Origin of the sequence: Parabacteroides sp. 20_3 (assembly GCF_964238835.1) — a bacterium.
Lineage (GTDB): Bacteria > Bacteroidota > Bacteroidia > Bacteroidales > Tannerellaceae > Parabacteroides > Parabacteroides distasonis.
The window spans coordinates 97,774-120,649 of the sequence record NZ_CAXSNO010000008.1; the positions used below are offsets into that span (position 1 = coordinate 97,774).

Consider the following 22,876-nt stretch of genomic DNA (forward strand, 5'->3'; position numbering starts at 1 on the left):
ATAGAGCGATAAAAACAGAAAGCCATGTCAGATTGGGATTTAACTGAAAAACGTATATATAAATTGCTAAGACATCCATACCAATTAGATAAGTCTGTTGTTGAAGATATGGCTTCTGCTTATTTGGAATTTGTGGAGGAACTCTTTGATTACCTGAATAGAATAGGTGACAATAAAATACGTATTAGACAGCTTAATATGAGCTATATTGACTTTGGAACACTTAAAGCGTTGGAAGAATCATGTCCTACAGAAAACAGTAAGTTGAAATTGGTTTTTCTAGATAAGTTGTTATCGTTGATAAATATGGAACAGGAATTAATTTATCGACAGATGGAATACCCCAAATTCTTTATTAATATTGAATCTGAATGGAAATCATCATTTTATCTAAATAATGAAGTAATAAAACTCGTAGATATGATGGAGCTAGTTTGTGGCATTTTCTATATATCGGATGGTGTTATTCGCATAGATCATAAGGAAATCTTTCTTAGTGATGTGGCTCGTATCTTTGAAAAGATGTTTAATATAAATTTTGGTGATATTTATAAGAAAGAAAGTGCAGTAATCAAACGAAAGCCAATGAAAATAACTGAATTTCTCGATAGGTTGAAAGCCGCCATTATCCAGAAGAGTAAAGAAGAAGGTTACTATCATTCATAAAGTATAAAGTAATTTGATCTGAAAATCAATTATATACATGCAATTTATGGGGGAGTACCACTGGTATTCCCCTAACTTATTTGCACTCATTTGCCGAACTTTGCTTCATCAATCGATTGAAAACAAGAATGTTGAACTTAAAAATTAAGCAAAATGTATATAGATAACGAAAACTTCGAGAGGTGGATGGAAAAACTATCCAAGAAACTCACTGAAATCGGACAAGACTTGAAATCACTCATCAATACTGATACGGTACTAGATGATAATGAGAAGATTCTCGATAATCAAGATTTAGCTTTTCTCCTGAAAGTATCTTTCCGAACTCTTCAACGCTACAGAGTAAATAAACAACTTCCCTATTTCACTATCGGAAGGAAAACCTATTATCGGGCTGTAGATATTCGAGCTTTTGTTCGTGAACGTGCCGATTCTCAAACCTACAAGCAGTTTGAAAAAGCCAATCAGTTGGATAATCAACCTTGATAGCAAAAAGTAGCAGAGGAAAGAAGCCTGTGTTCAGGATATTCCTTTGTGCTGCCACCCCGATTTAGCAGAAACTGCTTCACCTATCGGTTCAGCCCATTTCGCTAAATCGAGCAAGAGGGAACTGGACAAGTCCTGTTCTTCCCTCTTGCCCTGAGGGGCAAAGCCTTCGGCTTTAGCGTGTTACAAGAACACGCTGTAATGACACCTGTAATAAGCATTTTCTTTGCAATGCTTATTATCAGGTATTTATCTATTCATATTTCTATAAAAAAGTAATTACCATGCCAAACAGCAGTCGAAAAACTATATTTACCACCATTTCCATAGATAAGGAAACGGCAGCTTTGGTAGAGAAGATATGCAAACGCTATTCACTGAAAAAGAGTGAAGTTGTAAAGTTGGCGTTCGGGTATATGGATAAGGCACATATCAATCCATCCGAAGCACCTGAATCGGTAAAATCGGAACTGGCGAAAATAAATAAGAGGCAGGATGATATTATCCGCTTCATCCGTCACTATGAGGAAGAACAACTGAATCCTATGATACGAGCTACAAATTCTATCGCTTTGCGTTTCGATGTTATCGGCAAAACTTTGGAAACTCTTATTCACTCTCAACTGGAAGCCAGTCAGGAGAGACACATAGCCGTACTTAAAAAGTTAAGTGAACAATTCTGTAATCATGCCGATGTGGTAAACAACCAGTCCAAACAGATTAACGCACTCTACCAGATACACCAACGTGATTATAAAAAGTTGCTTCAACTGATACAACTCTATTCGAAACTATCCGCTTGTGGTGTGATGGATAGCAAAAGGAAAGAGAACCTGAAAAACGAAATCGGTAATTTAATAAATACATAGGATTATGTACATAGACTTTGCCCTGCCATCAAACGGAATATATAATAATTCCGGAAGCTGCCGACAGCTAGCTAATTATTTAGAGCATGAAGATTTAGAACGTATGGAAAAAGGAATCTATACCGAAGGCTTTTTCAACCTAGCAGATGGTAACATCTATAAATCAAAGGTCATAAAAGATATAGATACCAATATCGGACAACTACTGAAAACTGATGCTAAGTTTTTCGCTATCCATATCAGCCCATCGGAAAACGAACTTCGGACAATGGGTAATACCGAGCAAGAGAAAGCCGAAGCCATGAAACGTTATATTCGTGAAGTGTTTATACCTGAATATGCTAAGAACTTCAATAAAGGACTATCTAAAACCGATATTAAGTTTTACGGGAAGATTCATTTTGACCGCAACCGTTCTGATAACGAACTGAATATACACTGTCATTTAATAGTGAGCAGGAAAGACCAAGCTAACAAAAAGATGTTGTCACCGCTCACCAACCACAAGAACACCAAGAAAGGAACGGTAACAGGAGGCTTTGACCGTGTAAACCTATTTCGGCAGGCAGAGCAGGGATTTGATAAATTATTCGGCTACAACCGCCAATTATCTGAATCATTTCAGTGCCACAATACAATGAAGAATGGTTCTATATCCAAACAACTTGCCATACAAGAACAACTATTTGCTAATGAAAAGAAAAACAAAGTTCAAGAATTTGATGAAAAAGAAAACGCTATTTATCGGAATCACGATAGCAAACAAAATAGTGAACAATCCTTTAATCACGAAAATAATTTAAGCGGAGATTCTCTACTGTCGATCTTTTCGTTGAGAAGTAGCAATAATCATAATGTAGCACCGACAGATGAATCACATGCAAAGAAACTCAAAAAGAAAAAGAAGAAAGTACGTAGACTCTAATTTATTCAATCTTTCACATTGAATCTGGAAATTATAATATATCTTTGTATAATAGTTATTTAAATGAATATAGGATGTACGAAAATAAATATATATATGATTCATTATATGGAGCTATATATCTTCCAGAATACGCATGGAAAGTGATATTTACTCCTGAGGTACAACGACTTAGAGAATTAAGGCTTTGTAACATAAACTCTTTATGTTTAACAGGCGGAGCTAACATAAATCGATTTGAACATACTATTGGAACATGCCATTTAGCTTTAACGAATCTAGAGAATGGTAAATATGATCTTTCTCCTCATGAGAAAAAGCTATTTGTACTAGCTACGATTTTTCATGATGTTTATAATGCTGCATTTGGACACACTTTAGAGTATGTTGAAGGAAGTGGAGCTAAACCTGAGAATATATTTTACTACGCCATTACTGGACAAAAATATGAATCATATGAATATAAAGCATCTTCTTATCAACCAATATATTTTGGAAGATTAGAAGAGGCTTATTACAAAATAAAAGAGCTAAAATTGACAGATAATGATATATCTATTATCGGAGATACTATTACAGGTAAAGGTACACTTGGGAAATTATTAAGTGGTACTATGGATTTGGATAATATTGATAATGTTTGTCGATTAGCCTATCATATGGGAATTTTTAACAATAAAACTCTCCCTATAGAATTAGCTAAATCAATTTGGATAGAAGATGATGATTTACATATTGAAAACAAAGATATTTCTTTGGTAAATGAATGGATAAAAACAAGAGAGCGACTTTACAAATTCCTATTATTAAATCCAGAAGAATTTGCTGCAAAATATATGCTGACAGAAGCTTTTGAACTATTCAGAAGACAAGAAGAAAAGCAGATTGGATTTGCATGGTATGATGTTGATTTTCAATTATTAGATAAATTATCTAGGACATCTTCAGAAATTTCGAATATTGTTTCGAATTTAATGTGCGGACAATTATATGGATGTATATCCATATACACTACAAGTAAAGTTGATAAGTATCATGACTTTTTAAACATTACAGAAAGAGAAATAGTTGAAAAAAAAATTTCTTCACTTATAAAACCAGAAGTAATTGAAGACATTGAGTTATCAGATGAAGAACAAACTGTCATTAGAGGCATAAAAGGAATAGCATATTTTGCCGAAGAAAGAAAGATAAAAATCAGCTTTGATGTTAAGGAAAAAATATTTGATTTAATTACGAGTAAAGAACTTTCCAGACATAAGGAAATGTTAATATTGATGAAAAATCGAGCTATAGAGAAATATAATAAATACAAAATTAAATCTCCTATAATCGGTATACACCCCATTCTGGATATAAACAAAACTAATAGAAAAATTAATATTAAAACATCTAGTAATAAGGTAGAGGAGCTAGGTTTTTCTTCTAGAGATTTACATTTAGCTATTCTATTAAAAAATAAAGAGTATATAAACTTAGATTCTTTTAAGGGGAATAGCTCATTAAAACCAGAAAACATTGAAAATATAAAACAAGATATAAAAGTTTTTTTATCAGACTATCTATCTGATAAAATGCTTATTGAACATAAACTATATTCAGAAATTGAAGATGAACAAGTTATTAATTAAAGACATAAGAGAGGTTAAGCCTATTTTGAACAATATCAATTGGTCATTTTATCCTAAACCCCCTATACTAAAGAATATTGCACAGCCATTTAATTCAAGAAAGTATCATTGGTATCCTGCTACATATATCCCAGAAATACCATATTCATTAATTGAAGTACTAACAAAGCCTGGCGCTAAAGTTTTTGACCCATTTATGGGGATAGGTACAACATTTTTCCAAGGATTAATCCAAGGTAGGATACCATATGCAAATGATATTTCTAAAATTTCTTATGAATTTGTCAAAACACTTTTCAAACTTTTTGATCCTGCAATAGATCTCTCTGAAATACAGAATAGGATCAAGGATAATATTAGAGAATATGATAATCGGAGAAAATATATAATAAATGACGAAAATCCATATAAAAAGGAGTTAGAAAAATGGTACTCACCAGAAAACTTCAATGCAATAAGTTTTCTTATTAATCAAAAAAGCAATCAAGACAATGAATTGATAAGTTCAATATACAACATTGTAATATCATCATTGCTAAATTCTTTATCAAACCAAGATAGAGGTATGAGCTGTATAGCAGATAATATGCTGCCAAAACCATACCAAATTCGCGAAGCCAATGTTTGTAAATCATTTCTACATAGTGTTAATCAATTATTGACGGATATAAATAAAGCAATACCTCTCTTATCTGAAGAATATCCTTCTTTTTACAGTAAAATAAGCAATAAACAACTAATAACGAATACAAACATATCAGAAGAGTTATCAATTGAAGAATCATCTATAGATATAGTGATTTCTTCACCACCATATCCAAATATGATTGATTATACTACATCTCAAAGATTAGCTTATTATTTTTATGGTATAGATCTGAATGAGGAACGAAAAAAAGAAATTGGAGCAAGATACAGAAGGAATGTAAAAGATACACTCCAAGATTATTATAATAAAATGAATATCGCTAACATTAATATAATCAAGACGTTAAAGCCAGGTGGCATACTTTGTTATGTTATGCCATCATTCAACTCTGACAATGAAAAGAATATTGACAGAAAACAAATAATACAAAAAGTCATGGCTAAGTTAGAAGACGAGCTTGGAATGACAAAGGAAATGGAAATTGAGCGTGTTGTTCCATCTTTGAGAAGAACTCATAATAGCAAATGGACAACTTTGGAAAAAGAAATGATTTATATATATCGAAAAATATAATATTATGGAATATACAGGTATCATTTTAACAGGGACTAGTGCATCTGGAAAATCAACTATCGCAAAGAAGCTATGCGCATTTAATGGACAATTTCAGATTGTACAAGCTATAACAACTCGCCAAAAAAGAGTTGATGATTTTAATTACGAGTATATTTCTAAAGAAGAGTTTGGACAAAGGCGAAGTCAAAATGAATATATGGTAGAATCTACATATAGAAATGAATTCTACGCAATTTCCAATATTCATATTCAAAAGATAATTGATGCTGGAAAAGTACCAATTTTGATTATTACACCACAATCCATAATGAATCCTTTACGGATAAATGGAGTTATTGCCAATTTTCTCTCATTTTTTTTAGATGCATCAGATGCTATATTAGGGCAAAGATTATCCAATAGAGGCGATACTTTTAACTATGAAGATATAGTTCATAGAAATAATTCTGATAGAGAAAGCCAAGCTTATGCTCTCTATAAAATAATAACTAATCGTCAGGAGGATATAGAAGAAGTAACAAACTTAATTTCTTGGCTGTGGAAGACTAAAAATAGTGGTGGGATTTTACCTTCTCAAGTGCTAAAATTGCTTATAAAATATTGTTCTTTGGTAGAGTCCGAAACTATAAATATAGATAATGTATCTGCTGCATCATTTGACTTAACGCTTGGAAGTAGTTATTTTCAAAATGGACAAATTAAAGAACTAAAAGATAATGAACCCAATATTGTTATACAGCCAGGAGATTTTATTGTAGCAGGTAGCCAAGAAAGAGTAAATATGCCACCATCCATAGCTGGACGGTTTGATTTAACTGTAAGTATGTTTTGCAAAGGACTTATTTTATCAAATGGTCCTCAGGTTGATCCTGGTTTTAAAGGCATTTTATTTTGTCTACTTTTTAACACTTCAAACGAAAAAATAGAACTCAAAAAGGGTGCTCATTATGCGACAATAGAGTTTCATAAGTTAATTGAGCCAAGTCAGAATCCATATATTGGGAAATATCAGGAGAAAGAAAAAATCATGGAATATTTACCTGAAATTGCAAAATTTAGTGTAATTGGTCAAATGAGGAATGACATTTCTAGTTTGAAAAAAGAAAGCTTTTGGTTAAAATATCTACCTTTAATTGTATCTTTGGCTTCGTTGGCTATGGCTCTATTTAAAGGTTTTAGTTCGAAATAAATATGAATTCACAAAATCTGCAATATCTTAATTAGTATGAAAAATAAAGAGATAGTCATAGTAGGAGCTGGAATATCGGGAATATCTTGTGCTTTGACTTTATTGAATGAAAATTATACTGGAAATATTACAATTATAGAGCAAGGGCATAATTCTCGAAATAGAATTTGTAATTTAGATGAGATAGGAGTTTGTTCAGACTGTTCTCCTTGCAATACAATATCTGGCTTTGGTGGCTCTTTACACTATGGTGATACCGTTAAATTATCTTGCTTTCCTTCGGGTAAAAGACTACTTAATATCATAGGCAATAGAAGTGAGAAATATCAAGATATAGCCCTCTCATATTTCTCTAAAAATAAACAAGACTTCATTAGCCCATCGCAAGATTCTAGTTCACTAATAAAAAAAACATATCCTATTAGTATATTGCATTCCAATGAAGCAAAAATGATTTTGGATAAATGGACTAATGAGCTTTTAAACCATCAAAATTTACTCATTCTATATGATAGCAAAGTCAAAAATTTGAGGCAAACTGGAAATTCATTTTCTATTTCATATGTTAAACAAGGCGAAAAGAACATCAATGCAGATATAATAGTGTTATGTACAGGCAGAGCAGGATTTCGCATGATAAAAGATTTCACAAGCAACTTAGAAGTAGAATTAAAACCACCTCACATATCTATGGGATTTCGTTTTTTAATGCCCAACTATATTCTTGATAAAGTTTCAGATATACACCCGGACTTTAAGACATCGCTAGCATATTCTAATTATAAGTACAAAACTTTTTGTTTTAGTGCTGGTAAATTGGGAGGAAGAATTAAACATGCAAATCATGGAGATTTTATGCTTATTGATGGTCACTCAATCACTGATACAAATACACCTTCGGCAATATCTAATTTCGCAATATTATCACAACTTATTGACTCCTCTGGAAATTTTTATAATTATGATTGGATTAAGAATAACATTCTACCAGTATATAGAGAGTTAAATTCTATTCATAAAGGGAAGCCTGTTTTGCAAAGCTATAATGATTTTAAAGCTAGAAGAATAACTAACTCAAGCCATGAGCATTTATCAAAACTTAAATCAAAAACATATGCTACAGGAAACCTATCATCTCTAATACCAAGTTTAGAGCAACACAATGGATTTTGTCACACTCTTGAAACTTTGATACAAGAATTTTGTCGCATCTCAGAAGTTAAAGAGGATCTTCATTATGTTTTATCTCAAATATCAGTATTAGGTCTGGAGCTTGAAAGTATTTGGGATGAAATAGAATTAAATCAAAATATGGAAACTAATATTCCTTATTTATTTATTGCTGGAGACTCTTCGGGCTTAGCTCAAGGCATATTGCAAGCAGCAATTAGTGGTGTTGCTGCCGCTTATGGGATAATTGAAAAGAAAAAATAATAATAAAGAAGTTTCTTGTATGCTAACTCATTTAAAACATTTACCTTTGCCCCTAGTATTCTCCATGAGGAAAACTATCGCAAAAGCACGTAGCAGATCAGTGGGCTAAATCATGGGATATGCTTGAAGCTAAAAATATAAAGTTTTAAATATCAACGTGGTAACTCCGTTAGGAGAATCCCAGGCGGATCACATAAGAACAAAGCTAAAAGAGATAAGTCCTGCAATATTAACGTATTGTGGGACTTTTTTATGTTTTAGTCTTGCTTGAAAGCCCAAAAAGGCGCACGAAAAGATACGGTTGAGTATCCAAATCGTACCCCCTTCCCCGAAAAACAAAAAGGGGGTACAATTGTCGGAAAGTCCTTCTGATAAACTACGTGGAGGTCTTCTATTTAATACCAAAACTCATGATCGAATACAGAACTAGCTTTTTTATTTGGTAGATAACCTATTTACTTATTTCTCTAACTTTATAACCTACGATTCCAAAAGACTTGTGTAGCGCCGGGATTAACCACATGATCAAGCCGGGTAGTCCCCAGCGTTTTTTCTCTTCGCTGATGAAATAGAATCGTTCGATCAGTTTGAGCTTGGGGAACCATTGCTCGATTGTGTGCGGATCGTTTAGTCCGAAATGGAAACGGGCTTTTGTCCGTTTTACCGATTCATGCTTGTCGGAGTTGCGGGCGGCCCATTTACTGACGAAATCAAAATATATCTCGCATCCGGGAAAGCGTTGGGCGAGGTTTTGGATAACAGATTTTACCTGTTCCTCATTGAAATACATCATTACACCTTCCGCGAGGAAAAGGAAGCGGCCGTGAGGATGTTTTTGTCTCAACATATCCATCCAGTCCGTCTCGAGCATAGAGCCTTTGATCGTGAGATCTTTAGCGGAGGCAGGGAATAGCTTTTCACGCAAATTGATTACTTCAGGTAAGTCTAGTTCGTAGAAGGTCGCTTGGTTATGGTTGGAGACACGTTGGAAACGGCTGTCTAATCCGCAACCGATCGATACCACTACCGGATCTTCAGTTACCTTACGGTCGATGAATCGCTGGACCAAACGATCGAAATGGCGTAGGCGGATAGCGGTTCCGGTAGTACTCATCGTGATTTTACCAAACTTGGCGAAATCATAATCTATTTTCTCAACAAGCTCACATGCCATCGGGTCTTTTAATATCGCGTCTTTCCGGTGACTTTCGTGAGCGCGTGATAGTAAGGGAATAAACAAGGTCTCCGCGATGTTATCCTTTATCTCTGGTTTTATTTTATTCATAATATACCTATTTATAGGGATTGATTATCCGGTACAAAGATGGGATCTTTGCTCTTGGTTTATTTACGCAAGAAGGAAGTGTATTTTAATCAAACGGAAAAATGGTACACATAGAACTCTCATCTCGTGGAAGAGATACGATCGCTTTAGAAATGCCGGATATAAGTTATTTTTCTACCAATCGTTCAGGAGGGCTAGAAGAGAACTGTTGGGAGGCGGAGAACAAATTATTGACCTATCGTATCAGTGATTTCAGATGCAGGGATTTTAATGTGACAAGATACCAGATCTATTGCAAGGAGGATTGTTGGATGCGTTCCCTAAATGTCGGTAACTCGTTTATGGGACTTTCTGTTGTTCGTCAGGGGATCGTCGAATGCTTTTTGTCGGAGACACGGGATAAGCGGATTTGGCGGAAAGGGTATACGAATATGATCGTAAGTTCTGGTATCAAGGAAGAGCGGAATCTGTTCCGTAAAGGAGATACTTTTGGTATGACAAGTATTCTGGTGTCGCCGGATTTCTTCCAACATTTGTCGGAACGTTATACGGAGTACTTCGGGAGTGCTTATTTGCGATTCGGCAGGGGGGAGACTTTCTTTATCGCTCCCAAGAATCTCTCGATTCCAATCGCTTTATCTGTGGCGTTGAATGATCTTGAGGTCTCTCAGATGATGGGAAATGCCTCGCCAATGTATCTCGAAGCAAAAGTAACCGAGTGCTTGTCTTTATTTATGCGGGAGACGGAAGGTAAAGAACCGGTTAACGCAAAGATAGTAGGCTTTTCCGATCGGGATAAAATTTATCAGGCCCGGGATATTATATGTTCCGAATATTTGAACCCGCCTTCATTACATGATTTGGCTTTACGTGTCGGAACTAATGAATGTACTTTGAAAGCGGGGTTTAAAGAAGCGTTCCGGACGACCGTGTTTAACTATCTCTTTGATTATCGTATGAATATAGCGATTCACTATCTTTTGGATACCAATAAATCAATAGGGGAAGTTGCCGGCTTGGTCGGTTATGAACATCAAGCGCATTTTTGTACTGCCTTTAAGCGGAAGTTTAATGTCACCCCGTCTGAATATAGGTTGAAAGCGTAGTATAGACCATCGACTTTTATTTCCCGAATCGGGAACTATCCACCTCTTTATGCTCTTTTGCTTTAAAATCTCCGAATTTATAGATAAAGGATAAGGAGACTCGTCTGGAATCCGGGATCATACGCATATGTAAGTCTTGTGTTTTGTATTGGAGATTAAGATCTTTTGGGACCCATGAATTAAACATGTCATCCACTTTTAAAGAGATCTCCGCTTTGCCGTTGGGGGAGATCCATTTCAAGCCGGCGTCTACGTTATACATACTGCTGATCGTCATTGGGCCTTGAATGTTGCGGGTAATATAAGAACCGGATACTTCCGCTTTGATAGTAGGCTTCGATGAGATGTTGAACGTATTATTTAATTCGGCATAGAATGCCAGATTATCTTTATTGAAGCTTATATCATGGTAATTATCACATTTCATCTTGTCATAATAACCGTTTAACGTTAATCTGGAATCAAGCACGGAGCCGGCTTTGAATGGTATCATTACATTTAGGCCTAGCTTACTGGAATAGTCGAAATTCAGTGTCTTATAGATAAGAACTAGTCTCTCGGAGGATTGATAGGGGAGCTGGTTGAAATTATTGTCTATATAATTTGCGTATAGCGTGAAAATGTATTTGTTTTTTAGGATGTAGTTCAATTGGGCAGAGTAGAGTCTGGACGGCCTTAAATCCGGGTTACCTTGTATCTCGGTATATCCATTCAGATAAGACACCGTATTCTGCATCTCCCAATAGCTGGGATAGGTCTTGTCTGAAGAAACGGATAATTGCAGGATGTGGCTGGGGTGGGCTCGGTACGTGATTTCCATCATTGGGAATAAGCTCCAATAATCAATCTCCTTATGTTTGTAATACTCTCCGGTCAAAGAGGCGTTTACGGATAGGTTATCAGAGAAGCTTTTGGAAAAGCCGGTATATAAATCATATACATATTCATCCAGTTTACTGTAACTATTAGAGATGGACCAATCGTGTTCGCGCAGTGAATGATATACCTGAGAACTTTTGTCTGAGGCGAAGCTGAATTTTGTCCCATAGTTGAGCATCCAGCCTTTTCCTAATTTATGGTTCTGGTCCGCGTAGACGGAGAGCCTACGGATGTCTTGTTGTGATTTAGCGTTGAAGGCATCTTCTTTCCCGGCTTTCTTCTCTTGGTAATATTGTGTCGTATGATTGATGTAAGCGGTAAAATCAATCCCTACATTAAGGCCGAACCCGGAGGCATAGTCGAGCGCCAGATTATGCATCTGGATCGGTTTGTCGGATTTCTTTCTGTTTTCGGAATCCGAATAGGTTCCTACAGAAGAGGTGAAAGGATGAGTCCATTGCTGGATCTCTGAGGTATAGGCGAAGCTTAGTTTGTTCTTATCGTTCAAGAACCAATCATTGCCTAGGCGTATGGTATGGACTGGGAGCCGGGTATGTCCTCTGTCGAATTGCTCGATCTCGTAGGTCTTACCATCGAATAAATGGTGTGATAAGATATCCTCACCTGTCCGTTCCCTGTGGTAGCCGAAGGAGTACATGAGATCGGTAGAATATTTAGGCGTGTTGTAAACGAGAGTAGCGCCACTTTGGTAATTAGCGTAATGCCCTTGGTTGTATAGAGCATTGACTTGTCCTTGCAGTTTGGGAGTCTCGGAAATACCGTTATTAAGGACCAGATTAATCACGGCCCCGCGTACATGATATTGGGGTGGAGCGCTATACATGATCTCTGCTTCTTGAATACGTTCTTTGGGCATATTCTTAAGCAGATTCTCCAATTGGCTCTCACCCATATTGGTGGTCTTGCCATTGATGATAACCGTGACTCCATTTGTTCCGGCAAGTTGTATTTTCCCGCTTTGTTCCCGCACTCCCGGTAGTTCTAGGATCGCCTCGTAAGCGCTAACGGCCATCTTGTCTTTTAACAAATGCGGCATGCTGTAGGTTATTTTACCATCGACAACCTTGGCTAAGGGACGCTCTCCGGTAACAGATACTTCCGAAAGCGTCTGGCTTTTCTCGTTCAGTTGTATATTGCCTATCGTAAGTGAGTCATAAGTGCTTTGATACGTTTCATACAGCAGATGCTGGACGGTTAAGAGGAAAGGGGATATCTCCGCTTTGACACTAAAAGAGCCCAAAGAGTCCGTATAGGTGGAGTTTACATATACTGAATCGTTCGTTTGTATAATCACGACCGCTAGTTCGATAGGATGGTTATTTAAGTCCGTAACCCTTCCCGTAATAACTTGTGCCTGTGTGAATGTGGTAAATAATAATCCTAAAAAGATAATCCAGCTTCTCATATCATCCTCGATTTAGTCAACATTCCTGTGCATATTTCGCAAATATACTTTTCATTAGGGAATCTACCTAATAAATTCTACTTTTAGGACTTAGGGGATTAGGATATATTTGATAGCTTTGCGGAGGAATGGGGTTCGTGCCTCTTTCTCGAATAGATGATAACAATAAAAGTAAATGATAATGAATGAAAAAATGAATACTCCATTGGGTAGCGCTTTTCCCAAGGAACGGGTTCGTTATGCGATGCTTTCTTTCTTTTTAGCGCAAGGTCTTTGTTTCTCTAGTTGGGCTAGCCGTATTCCGGACGTGAAGGATTTCTTTGAGGTGAATTACGCTTTCTATTGGGGGTTGGTCTTGTTCCTGATCCCGGTAGGTAAGTTTGTGGCGATACCGTTAGCGGGTTATTTGGTGTCGAAGTTGGGAAGCCGTATTATGGCGCAGGCCAGTGTGTTGGGATATGCCTTGGCCTTATTCGCGATCGGTACGGCACATAATATTTATCTGCTGGGTGTCTATTTATTCTGTTTTGGGGTGTTCTGGAATCTTTGCGATATATCCTTGAATACGCAAGGGATTGGTATCGAGCGGCTCTATGGACGTACGATTATGGCCTCATTTCATGGAGGTTGGAGTCTGGCGGCCTGTTTAGGAGCTTTGATCGGGTTTATCATGATCGTATCCGGCGTCACTCCGTTCTGGCATTTTACGTTGATTGCATTATTGATTGGAGTGACTGTTTTGGTAAGCCGGAAGTATTTGCAGGAAGACGTGGCGGTTGAGTCACCGGAGGAAGAGAAGGAAGCGGAGAAGAAAGAAGCTCCGGCATTGTTGAGCTTTATCCGTAAGCCGGAAATGCTGTTGATCCAGTTAGGTATCGTCGGACTGTTTGCCTTGGTGGTGGAAAGTGCGATGTTTGATTGGAGTGGACTTTACTTCGAATCGGTACTACAAGTTCCTAAATCCTTGCAGATCGGTTTCTTAGTGTTCATGGTGATGATGACGGTAGGCCGTTTTCTTACGAACTCCGCCTATAGTGTTTTAGGAAAGCAGAAGGTGTTGCAATTGGCGGGTTTCTTTATTTTTGCCGGTTTCTTTATCTCAGCCATGTTGGGCGGTATGTTCGAATCGATGACGGTAAAGGTGATCGTGAATTCCTTAGGCTTTATGTTGGTAGGCTTGGGTATCTCGTGTATGGTGCCTACTATTTATAGCTTGGTGGGTGCTAAATCGAAAACTCCGGTGGGAATTGCCTTGACAATCCTTTCTAGCATCAGTTTTATCGGCTCATTGATCGCACCTTTGTTGATCGGGGCGATCTCGCAGGCTTTCAATATGAAATACGCTTATATCGTGGTCGGCTTGTTAGGGCTTTGTATCTTGCTAATGACTACATTCTGCAAAGCATTCAAGAATAATTAAAGATAGAGAATTGAGAATTGAAAATTAGGAGAGAGCGAATAATTTTCAATTCTCAATTTTCAACTACTCAGGCATTCGTTGTTCCGCTGTCTCTAAGCATCGCAACACATCTTCCTTAGTGCCGTTGAATGGGCCTATTCCTTCGATTTTCAATGTTGTCATAGCTGCCGCGAAACATCCGGCTTCTTCTATGCTTGCGCCTTTGGCACGTTTATAGAGATATCCTGTCATATAAGTATCACCCGCTCCGGTAGCGTTTACTACTTCTTTCGGTATGTAAGCGGGGATTTTATGGAAAGTGGAACCGTCGTAAATGATAGATCCCATGCTTCCGAAAGTCAGCAATACCTCTTTCACGCCCCAATCGTAGATAACTTTTCCTGCGTTCACGGCATCGGTATATCCGGTTAACACCTCCATCTCATGTTCGTTAGCCTTGAGGAAGTGCACGTATTTAAGTACTTCTTTTTTCTCTGGCCAATCCACGGCAAATACATCCTTGTCTCTTACTTCCCGTAGATACCCTTGCGAGTCAATCGATACTAAGCCTTTCCCCGCTAAATACTTTACCACTTCCAAAGAGAAATCATCGGCAAGCAAACTACCAAGGTGGAAGATCTTGGAGTCGATGTTCTCCAGATACTCTACGGTGAAAGGATCTGCTTTCGCCAATACACGTTGCGTACGGTTATCTTGGTTCTCTCCATAAATATTCTCGAAATAAACGGTGTGCTTACTTGGCATCACGGCAACGTTGATACCTTCGGCTCGTAGTTCCTCCACCGTTTTCATCTCAGATTCAGCCAAGGCTGTCACTAGAGTATAGTCAATATCATCGAAATGTTTTATCGCATGCGAGAAATAAAAGGAGGTTCCTCCCGGCATATGGACGGTGTTCTTAGGTGTTACTACCTTATCCAAGGTGATGTGTCCTACGCAGCAAAGTTCGTGTGTATTCATTTTTTACTCAGTTTATTATAAAGCGACAAATTTATGAAAAAAGAGTTCAAGTACATAGGATAGTCGTTATTTTGACCAATAAAAGCATAAACGAGGCGTTTCCATTCAAGAGCGAAAGTATTTACATATAGTAGAAACGAAAGTGTTTACCTCTAGAAGTAAAGTCATTTACATATGGAAGTAAACAGCGTTACATCTAGTTGTAAATGTAATATGCTGATAATCCGTATATAATACTGTTGGCGGATAATGCTCGGTGTATCTGCTGGAAATATTCAAATTCACCTTATCCGATAAACATGCTTATTTGGATTTAGAAAGAAGAATTGATAATCAGTCAACGACATAGATAATATATAATGTACGCTCGTACATTATAATATATGCAATACGCATAGAGGTTATACTACTATATAGGTGATGTATATTTTATGTGCGATGGAATAGAATGTGAGAAACGACTAGTCTAAACGATCGTCTAAATCTTGCGTTTTTTTAGTGCCAAAACAGGAGATTTGTTGAAAGAATCCGTTGTTTCGTAAAGGATAACCTATCCTATTGATAAGAAAGAGGATAAGCGATAAAAAAATAATGCGGAAGGGTTGTAAGTGTCGAAGAAACGCGTACCTTTGCAAATGACTAGAAAAATCGATCGTTTAGACTAGTCGTTTTATGCCCAATTTGAAGGGGTAAAATATTGAAGAGCTTTTAATTAACACTAGTATTAATATTAATTTTAGAATTATGAACAAAAAGTTTTCTACTCTTGTAGCTGGACTTGCAATGATTTCGGCTGTTGCTTCAGCCCAAATCACCAAAACAGACGGTTACACCATGTTGAAGTCCAGTTCTTCTGATTATTTAGCTGTTTATGGAGCTAAATCGGACTCTGTAGTGGTAAAAACATTTAGCAATTTGGCAACTGCTCCTAAAGCTTCTATTGACTCTGCTATGTGGAAGGTTACTGAAGCTGGAGTTGATGCTACTGGAAACAAGCTTTACAGCTTCACTAACAAAAAGACAGGTGCTGTATTGTCTTTCGCTGCAAAAAAAGATGCTAAACCTAATTTAGCGGCAGGTGTTGACAAGTGGTCTGTAACTGCTGACGGCAAGATTTCTGCTTATTATTCTGCGGACGGATCTTTAGGATTGGTTGTGTCTGGAGGTAAGTTATCCTTGGGCATTGCTAGTGCCGCTACAGCATTCACTTCGGAGGTAAATTCGGCTTTGAAGGCTCGTACTTTGGCTGCCTCTGACTTAGGCGATGGTTTCACTGTATTCTCTTTGAACTTTGGAGAGGCTTATCAAGAGAACATCTTTGAGGGCAAAGAATTAGTAGCTACTCAGTTGACTGGCGCTGATGCTGATTATGTACAGTTGCAGGAAGTTGGCGCTGATAAGATCGGTGAAAAGGATGCTTACTTCGGTTTGGATACAACTAAGTACACGATCGCTGGGCAAAAGGATGTGTTTGGCTATAAATTCGCAAAAGACTCAACTTGGTTGGATAATGGTTATCATACAGTATTGAATGGTGATTTTCAAAAGTTCAAATTTATTCAAGACTTATCAAACGATAAAGTCGCTGTTTATGTAAAGAATGCACCTGTTTATAATACAACTACTAAGAAATTTGAAGTTGCGCTTACAGGTACTGCTGCTGATGTTCAAGTAGTATATGCTCAGGTAACCAATTCAAAGGTATTGACAGTCTCTAAACTTTCTGGTACTCCTTCTACAATCGAGCAAGGTGTCGCTCCTTCCGTAAAATTAGGTAAGGGCACTCCGGCTACATTGCCTACTGGTGATGGTGTTTACTTCATCAAGGTTAAATCTGGTGATGAGTTTAAGTATGTTTATGCTACGGCTAGTGGATTGGAATTGAAGAAGGATGCTCCTAATGCATATAACCCTGCTGGTCAGTTCTATGTAGTTGCTAAGGGTGGTAAATACCAATTCGTTGAACGTAACTTCAACCAAGGTCTTACAACTGCTGCCGCTCAGATCTATAAGGTAACAGGTAAAGACGCTTACAGAGTGGATGCTGTAAATAGCGCTGCCTCTGCAAGCTTAGCGGCTGGTGAGGAATTCTACTTCGAATATCAGAAAGATATCAAAGCTGGTGGCAAGGAATACAATTATATGGCTACGAAGTATTTGGATAAAGTCGCTATCGATAACTTCGCTTATACATTGAACTTGATCTCCGGTACGGAGGGTGTTGATGATTTGTATACGATCGTTGACGGCGTATTGAAAGTTAAGAAGGCTACAGCTGAAGATGCTGCTAAATTCAAGGTGAAAGAAGTTTCTGCCGGTAAGGTATATACCTCAAATGCACATGCGGAAGGTGTAGGTGCTATCTCTTTAGGTGATACGTTGGCCACTGCTACTTATAAACTATATAAGCAATATACGAATGACACGGTTTATATGGTTACTAGCGATAAGAGCAATGTAAGAGAGTTTAAGGTTGGTAACCCGGGTGCTCATCCGACGATCTTTACATTCAAGACGGCTGCAGGTAATGGATATTTGCTGAATGTACATGGAGAGAGTACTAGCAATACAGATAGCCTTGTTGTTCTGGATGTTAATACAGGTAAGTTGATCGCTGTGGCAGAGGCGCAAATTAACAACAACTATTTCGATTTAGCGGTTGAACCGTCTCCGGACTACGCTACTTTGACTGCTCCGGGTCATAAGTTGGTTAAATCAGCTGAATCTGATGGTAAAGCTCTCTCTATGAACCCTAAATCGTTGTTCGCAGAGGTTAAGTTGGCCGGTCAAGAAGAATATATCGACAGCTTGTTTGGCTTGTGGATCGATACCGCCTGTGTAAAGGATGTAACTAGACCTACTTATTATATCACTACTGGTAACGGATTAGATTCTACAGCTATCGCTGATGGTTATAGATTCTTCTTGGTAAATCCGCAGGATTCTGTTTATTCAGCGGTTAAGAATACGGCTGGTAATTATGAGTCTAAGACGAATGAAGCTAGCGCTTATTGGAATGCGACAGAACAAATGGTTAAAGCTGCATTCGTGAAAGCAATTGTTTATGGCGAGGATTCTTTGGCTATCGTTCGTACGAAAGCAACTGCTGCTGATACGTTGAAGAATATGGCTGTAAATCCGGCTGCTATGGCATTTGTTACAACTGCTAACAATACATTGAAGATAGAGAATAAGACGAACAAGGAAGTTGTTGATCCTACAGATGCTACAAAGAAAGCTCGTGAAAATGTGGTTTCTTATTTGAAGGTTATCAATAACGTATTGGTATGGAGCGCTAACCGCGACGAAGCTCATGAGTTTATTGTAGAGGCTACTGAATTACACCCGACATCTAACGATAGCGTTGAAGAAGGAGCTTCTGCTATCTCTGTTATCGCTAACGATGGTACTGTAACAATCCAAGGTGCCGCTGGCAAGTCTGTTGTTATCTCTAACATCTTAGGTAAGGTGGTTGCTGAGACAGTTCTTTCATCTGATAACGCTACAATCGCTGTACCGGCAGGTATCGTAGCTGTAGCTGTAGAGGGTGAGGCTGCTGTTAAGGTGGTTGTTAAATAATTATTTTATTCGAAATGATACAGTAGAGGCGGGCACGTCCCGTCTCTATCTAAATATATTTAATTAAATAATTTCCACGCAACAAAGTATCCCGTGATGGGGGAACGTGTGGTTAATACTAAAGTAAAAAAGTTCTTCCGATAGTATTTCCGTGAGGAAGGAAACCGGATAAAAAATTGCTCCCGGCGATATTCGTATCGTCGGGACTTTTTTATGGTTCGGAAAGCTTTTACATAAATAAATGCGTATATTGCGGCAAGCTTATAATTTTAGAGTTTATGGAATATACCTTACTGATACTTCTATTACTGATCATGATTTGGATAAACTTGCGTAATAAGATATCCAAATCACAAGAGAAAACGGAGGAATTGTTGAAAGAGATCGCTGCCTTGCGTAAACGTTTGGAGAATAGTCCGGAAGTTGCGGACGAGATAAAGGAACCGGAGCCTGAGATATTGAAAGAGCCGGAAGTTTTCGTACAACCTGAACCGGTAAGGGCGATTGTCGAACCTGCTAAAAATCCTCAACCCCAGAAGGTGCGGAAGCCTGTCAATTATGAGAAATATATCGGTGAGAACTTATTCGGTAAAATTGGTATCCTGATACTCGTCTTGGGTATGGGGCTTTTCGTGAAGTATGCGATAGATAAGGAATGGATAAACGAGACCTTGCGTACGATCCTTGGCTTTGGGATGGGCGGATTACTTCTATTCGTGGCTTGGCGTTTGAAGGATTCCTATCGTACTTTTAGCTCTTTGCTGGCGGGAGGCGCTTTCGCAATCTTCTATGTAACGGTGGCGATCGCCTATCATTATTACGGGCTGTTTAGCCAAACGGTCGCTTTTATTCTGCTTGTGCTGTTTACCGGATTTATGTCGTCTTTATCTATACTCTATAATCGTAGGGAACTGGCAATTATCGCTTTGGTGGGTGGATTTATCGCTCCATTCTTAGTGGGTAGCGGAGATGGAAGTTATTGGGTGCTGTTTACCTATGTCATGATCTTGGACCTAGGAATGTTCGGGCTATCTATCTATAAGAAGTGGGGGGAATTGCCTGTAATTTGTTTTGCCTTGACTTGGATCGTCTTTGCGGGTTATACGTATGCTGCGGATCTGGATTTGATGGGAAGTGTCCAATTAACGCATTTACTTATTTTCTCTATCGCCTTCTATTTGATCTTCTTATTATCGGTCGCTTCCATCGTGCGAATCAATATCCGGGGGATCAATCAATATTTATTAGGAGTGATCGGATTGAACAATTTCGTATTCCTGTTCTTTGCCCTTTGTCTCCTGCAGAATATGGAGCTTGAGCGGAATTACAAAGGTCTGGTAACCCTTTTTGTTGCGGCTATTAACTTCGCTCTTTTCTTTTGGATCAAACGGAAAGGGGAACCTTTCACTTTCTTGATGCATACGTTATTGGGTATCGCTCTTACGTTCGTATCGGTGACGATCCCGATCCAACTGGAAGGGACCTTTATTACCTTGTTTTGGGCTTCAGAGGTAATGATTATTCTCTGGTTCTATAGTCGTTTCCGTCTGCGGGTTTACGAGATATTCGCTTGGGTACTTCCGGTCTTGACGCTGGGCTCTTACGGAATGGATGTCTTCCACGGATGTATGGAGGCTCGGTACGGAGATTCTTCCCTATTTATAAATGGCTTGTTCGCTACCGGTATTTTTACGGGGCTATCGTATTGGGTAGACGCTTGGTTGGTACGTCCGACAAGGATATCTACGAAAGGGCCTCTCTTGACGGGATGTGTCGTATTATATATAGCCTTTGTTTTCGATTTCTATTCATATGTAGATCCTTCGATCGTGTCCTTTAGCTATATCGAGACATTTACGGTGGCGGTTTTATTTGCTGCGAATGTTTTATTAGGGAAAAGCTATTTGCCTGTGTCAAGAAATGCGGGGGGATACGGACTACTCTTGGGGCTATCTTTATCCCTGTTCGGAGGAATGTCTTTGTGGGTCGGGTATGATGATCTCTTTATTCCCCGGTTCCTGCTATGGGTTTCCTTGCTTTTAATCGGGGGGCATATTTTTGTCTTGGGGCGGTACTATTATAAGTCATTTGACGCAAGAGAAAAGCGTACGTATGGGATGACCTTATATATTTGTTTGCTGTCTACGATATTACTGGCCGTGGGAACGAATAATTTGTTGAATCAGTTGGGCTTGCCGGATGAATTAAGCGCAGGCTTCTCTATCTCGTTGAGTCTTGCCGGTTTTATGCAAATGGCGGTGGGAATGCGATTGCACCTGAAAGTTGTCCGGATGATTAGTTTGGCCACCTTCTCGATCGTATTGCTAAAGTTGGTGTTGGTAGATCTGTGGCTCTTGCCTACGATCGGGAAAGTGGTCGTCTTTATAATCTTGGGAGTTATCTTATTGGTTCTCTCCTTCTTGTATCAGAAGTTGAAAACCGTCTTGTTCGATGATAGCTTATAGGATATCCGCTAGTTTCTCCAGCCCCATGCTATGAGAGCCTTTGATCAAGATATGATAGCCCTTTAACGGCTGTTTCCGAAGCTCTTCCACCATTGCCTCCGTGGTAGCGAAGGGGGAGAACTCTTTGCCTACTTTAGAGAAATGCTCGCCGCAGAGGAACACCTTGTCGAACTGGCCTTTCTTGATCTGTTCGACAACCTCCGCGTGTAATTCGTCGCTAGTTGGTCCAAGCTCGCGCATATCTCCAAGGATGATGGCTTTAGGCTGTACGGGCATGGTGATGAAATTGTCCAGAGCTACTTTCATGCTACTCGGATTCGCATTGTAAGCATCGATAATCAATTCGTTATTCTCGGTTTTCTTGAATTGGGAACGGTTATTGGTTGGCTCGTAAGCGGCGATAGCACGACTGATACGCTCTGCCGGGATCTTGAAGAAGCGGCCTACGGCGACGGCGGCCAATACATTATCTAGGTTATAACTACCGATCATATGTGTTTCGACGGTATGCAACTTTCCTTGTTGCTTCCAATTGAACACTAAGAAAGGATCGCAACTGACTACCTGTCCGGACGCAAAAGCATCATCCCCGTTTCCATATGTGATTTGTTCGATGCCTTTGGCGATAGACTGAAGGTACTCGTTCTCTTTCTTGATAAATATCTTGCCTTTGGAGCGACGGATATAATCATATAACTCCCCTTTTGTCCGGATCACACCCTCGAAAGAACCGAAGCCTTCCAGATGGGCACGGCCTACGTTCGTGATGATGCCATAGTTAGGATGGACGATATCCACTAATTCCTTGATGTCTCCCGGATGGCTGGCGCCCATCTCGATAACCGCCATCTCATGGTCATGAGTCAATCGGAGCAAGGTCAAGGGAACGCCAATATGATTATTGAAATTACCTTCGGTATATAGCAAATTGAATTTCGTTGAGAGTACGGCAGCCAATAACTCTTTGGTCGTGGTCTTGCCATTCGTTCCGGTAATCCCGATGATCGGCAACCCCAGTACCTTGCGGTGATGGTGCGCTAATTGTTGCAAGGTCTTCAGCACGTTATCAACAAGGATCGTGCGTTCGCCTATATAATAATCGGGATTGTCTATGACGGCATAGACACAGCCGGATGCCAAGGCTTTCCCGGCATATTGATTTCCGTCGAATTTATCACCTTTTAAGGCGAAGAAGATAGAACCCTTCGGACAGTTCCGGCTATCTGTCGTTATTTGAGGGTTATGTATAAATAAATCATAGAGGTCGATAATACTCATGACTGTATCGCGTTAAATATTTATTCCTGTCTAATTCGGCGCAAATGTAGCAA

At 38.7% G+C, this 22,876-nt stretch carries 16 protein-coding genes; 12 read left to right on the plus strand and 4 right to left on the minus strand.

What is annotated here, in order from left to right; genetic code table 11:
- Positions 1-24: 24 nt before the first annotated feature.
- From ACESPU_RS16510 to ACESPU_RS16545, 8 genes are all read left to right on the plus strand, one after another.
- A complete protein-coding gene (locus ACESPU_RS16510) occupies positions 25-666 on the plus strand; it encodes an RteC domain-containing protein (RefSeq protein WP_281514281.1) in 642 nt (213 codons plus the stop codon).
- A 153-nt stretch (positions 667-819) separates the two neighbouring features.
- Positions 820-1,152 carry a helix-turn-helix domain-containing protein gene (locus ACESPU_RS16515; RefSeq protein ID WP_004293690.1) on the plus strand — a complete coding sequence of 111 codons (333 nt, stop codon included), beginning with the start codon at positions 820-822 and terminating at the stop codon, positions 1,150-1,152.
- Positions 1,153-1,436: 284 nt separating this feature from the next.
- Positions 1,437-2,021, plus strand: coding sequence for a BfmA/BtgA family mobilization protein (locus ACESPU_RS16520; RefSeq protein WP_373133522.1), 585 nt, complete (start codon positions 1,437-1,439; stop codon positions 2,019-2,021).
- 4 nt (positions 2,022-2,025) lie between these two features.
- Complete coding sequence (locus ACESPU_RS16525; protein WP_373133524.1) at positions 2,026-2,946, plus strand: DUF5712 family protein; 921 nt, start codon at positions 2,026-2,028, stop codon at positions 2,944-2,946.
- A 74-nt stretch (positions 2,947-3,020) separates the two neighbouring features.
- Positions 3,021-4,577, plus strand: a complete 1,557-nt coding sequence (locus ACESPU_RS16530; RefSeq protein WP_373133525.1) for a hypothetical protein — start codon at positions 3,021-3,023, stop codon at positions 4,575-4,577.
- On the plus strand, positions 4,558-5,799 hold the full coding sequence (locus tag ACESPU_RS16535; protein ID WP_373133526.1) for a hypothetical protein: 1,242 nt from the start codon (positions 4,558-4,560) through the stop codon (positions 5,797-5,799). The genes ACESPU_RS16530 and ACESPU_RS16535 overlap by 20 nt, the downstream gene beginning before the upstream one ends.
- A gap of 4 nt (positions 5,800-5,803) precedes the next feature.
- On the plus strand, positions 5,804-6,991 hold the full coding sequence (locus ACESPU_RS16540) for a hypothetical protein (RefSeq protein ID WP_373133527.1): 1,188 nt from the start codon (positions 5,804-5,806) through the stop codon (positions 6,989-6,991).
- Positions 6,992-7,027: 36 nt separating this feature from the next.
- A complete protein-coding gene (locus ACESPU_RS16545; protein ID WP_373133528.1) occupies positions 7,028-8,425 on the plus strand; it encodes a hypothetical protein in 1,398 nt (465 codons plus the stop codon).
- A 451-nt stretch (positions 8,426-8,876) separates the two neighbouring features.
- Here the strand turns inward: ACESPU_RS16545 and ACESPU_RS16550 are convergent, their stop codons facing one another.
- Positions 8,877-9,710: a class I SAM-dependent methyltransferase gene (locus tag ACESPU_RS16550; RefSeq protein ID WP_141806951.1), complete on the minus strand. Its 834-nt coding sequence runs from the start codon at positions 9,708-9,710 to the stop codon at positions 8,877-8,879.
- A gap of 101 nt (positions 9,711-9,811) precedes the next feature.
- Between ACESPU_RS16550 and ACESPU_RS16555 the strand changes: the two genes are divergently transcribed.
- Positions 9,812-10,816, plus strand: a complete 1,005-nt coding sequence (locus ACESPU_RS16555; RefSeq protein ID WP_057326146.1) for an AraC family transcriptional regulator — start codon at positions 9,812-9,814, stop codon at positions 10,814-10,816.
- 16 nt (positions 10,817-10,832) lie between these two features.
- On the opposite strand, the gene ACESPU_RS16560 is transcribed toward ACESPU_RS16555, so the two are convergent.
- Entirely contained in the window at positions 10,833-13,121 is a 2,289-nt protein-coding gene (locus ACESPU_RS16560) for an outer membrane beta-barrel protein (RefSeq protein WP_121961590.1), read from the minus strand.
- A 181-nt stretch (positions 13,122-13,302) separates the two neighbouring features.
- Here ACESPU_RS16560 and ACESPU_RS16565 point away from each other — a divergent pair, with 181 nt between their 5' ends.
- Positions 13,303-14,541, plus strand: a complete 1,239-nt coding sequence (locus tag ACESPU_RS16565; protein ID WP_005867348.1) for an MFS transporter — start codon at positions 13,303-13,305, stop codon at positions 14,539-14,541.
- 63 nt (positions 14,542-14,604) lie between these two features.
- On the opposite strand, the gene ACESPU_RS16570 is transcribed toward ACESPU_RS16565, so the two are convergent.
- Positions 14,605-15,501, minus strand: a complete 897-nt coding sequence (locus ACESPU_RS16570; protein ID WP_121961588.1) for a PfkB family carbohydrate kinase — start codon at positions 15,499-15,501, stop codon at positions 14,605-14,607.
- A 744-nt stretch (positions 15,502-16,245) separates the two neighbouring features.
- Between ACESPU_RS16570 and ACESPU_RS16575 the strand changes: the two genes are divergently transcribed.
- Together ACESPU_RS16575 and ACESPU_RS16580 are read left to right on the plus strand one after the other, a co-directional pair.
- Complete coding sequence (locus ACESPU_RS16575) at positions 16,246-19,080, plus strand: DUF6383 domain-containing protein (protein WP_227154253.1); 2,835 nt, start codon at positions 16,246-16,248, stop codon at positions 19,078-19,080.
- 278 nt (positions 19,081-19,358) lie between these two features.
- Positions 19,359-21,545 (plus strand): DUF2339 domain-containing protein, encoded by a 2,187-nt coding sequence (locus tag ACESPU_RS16580; protein ID WP_122143929.1) that lies wholly within the window; start codon positions 19,359-19,361, stop codon positions 21,543-21,545.
- On the opposite strand, the gene murF is transcribed toward ACESPU_RS16580, so the two are convergent.
- Positions 21,540-22,823: a UDP-N-acetylmuramoyl-tripeptide--D-alanyl-D-alanine ligase gene (murF, locus tag ACESPU_RS16585; protein WP_005867352.1), complete on the minus strand. Its 1,284-nt coding sequence runs from the start codon at positions 22,821-22,823 to the stop codon at positions 21,540-21,542. The two genes, ACESPU_RS16580 and murF, sit on opposite strands and share 6 nt — an antisense overlap.
- Positions 22,824-22,876 lie beyond the last annotated feature (53 nt).

Coding starts and splice junctions, on each gene's coding strand:
- ACESPU_RS16555 (WP_057326146.1), top strand. CDS start 9,812: ATGGTACACATAGAACTCTCATCTCGTGGAAGAGATACGATCGCTTTA.
- ACESPU_RS16565 (WP_005867348.1), top strand. CDS start 13,303: ATGAATGAAAAAATGAATACTCCATTGGGTAGCGCTTTTCCCAAGGAA.
- ACESPU_RS16535 (WP_373133526.1), top strand. CDS start 4,558: ATGAACAAGTTATTAATTAAAGACATAAGAGAGGTTAAGCCTATTTTG.
- ACESPU_RS16510 (WP_281514281.1), top strand. CDS start 25: ATGTCAGATTGGGATTTAACTGAAAAACGTATATATAAATTGCTAAGA.
- ACESPU_RS16540 (WP_373133527.1), top strand. CDS start 5,804: ATGGAATATACAGGTATCATTTTAACAGGGACTAGTGCATCTGGAAAA.
- ACESPU_RS16570 (WP_121961588.1), bottom strand. CDS start 15,501: ATGAATACACACGAACTTTGCTGCGTAGGACACATCACCTTGGATAAG.
- ACESPU_RS16515 (WP_004293690.1), top strand. CDS start 820: ATGTATATAGATAACGAAAACTTCGAGAGGTGGATGGAAAAACTATCC.
- ACESPU_RS16575 (WP_227154253.1), top strand. CDS start 16,246: ATGAACAAAAAGTTTTCTACTCTTGTAGCTGGACTTGCAATGATTTCG.
- ACESPU_RS16550 (WP_141806951.1), bottom strand. CDS start 9,710: ATGAATAAAATAAAACCAGAGATAAAGGATAACATCGCGGAGACCTTG.
- ACESPU_RS16520 (WP_373133522.1), top strand. CDS start 1,437: ATGCCAAACAGCAGTCGAAAAACTATATTTACCACCATTTCCATAGAT.
- ACESPU_RS16525 (WP_373133524.1), top strand. CDS start 2,026: ATGTACATAGACTTTGCCCTGCCATCAAACGGAATATATAATAATTCC.
- murF (WP_005867352.1), bottom strand. CDS start 22,823: ATGAGTATTATCGACCTCTATGATTTATTTATACATAACCCTCAAATA.
- ACESPU_RS16580 (WP_122143929.1), top strand. CDS start 19,359: ATGGAATATACCTTACTGATACTTCTATTACTGATCATGATTTGGATA.
- ACESPU_RS16530 (WP_373133525.1), top strand. CDS start 3,021: ATGTACGAAAATAAATATATATATGATTCATTATATGGAGCTATATAT.
- ACESPU_RS16545 (WP_373133528.1), top strand. CDS start 7,028: ATGAAAAATAAAGAGATAGTCATAGTAGGAGCTGGAATATCGGGAATA.
- ACESPU_RS16560 (WP_121961590.1), bottom strand. CDS start 13,121: ATGAGAAGCTGGATTATCTTTTTAGGATTATTATTTACCACATTCACA.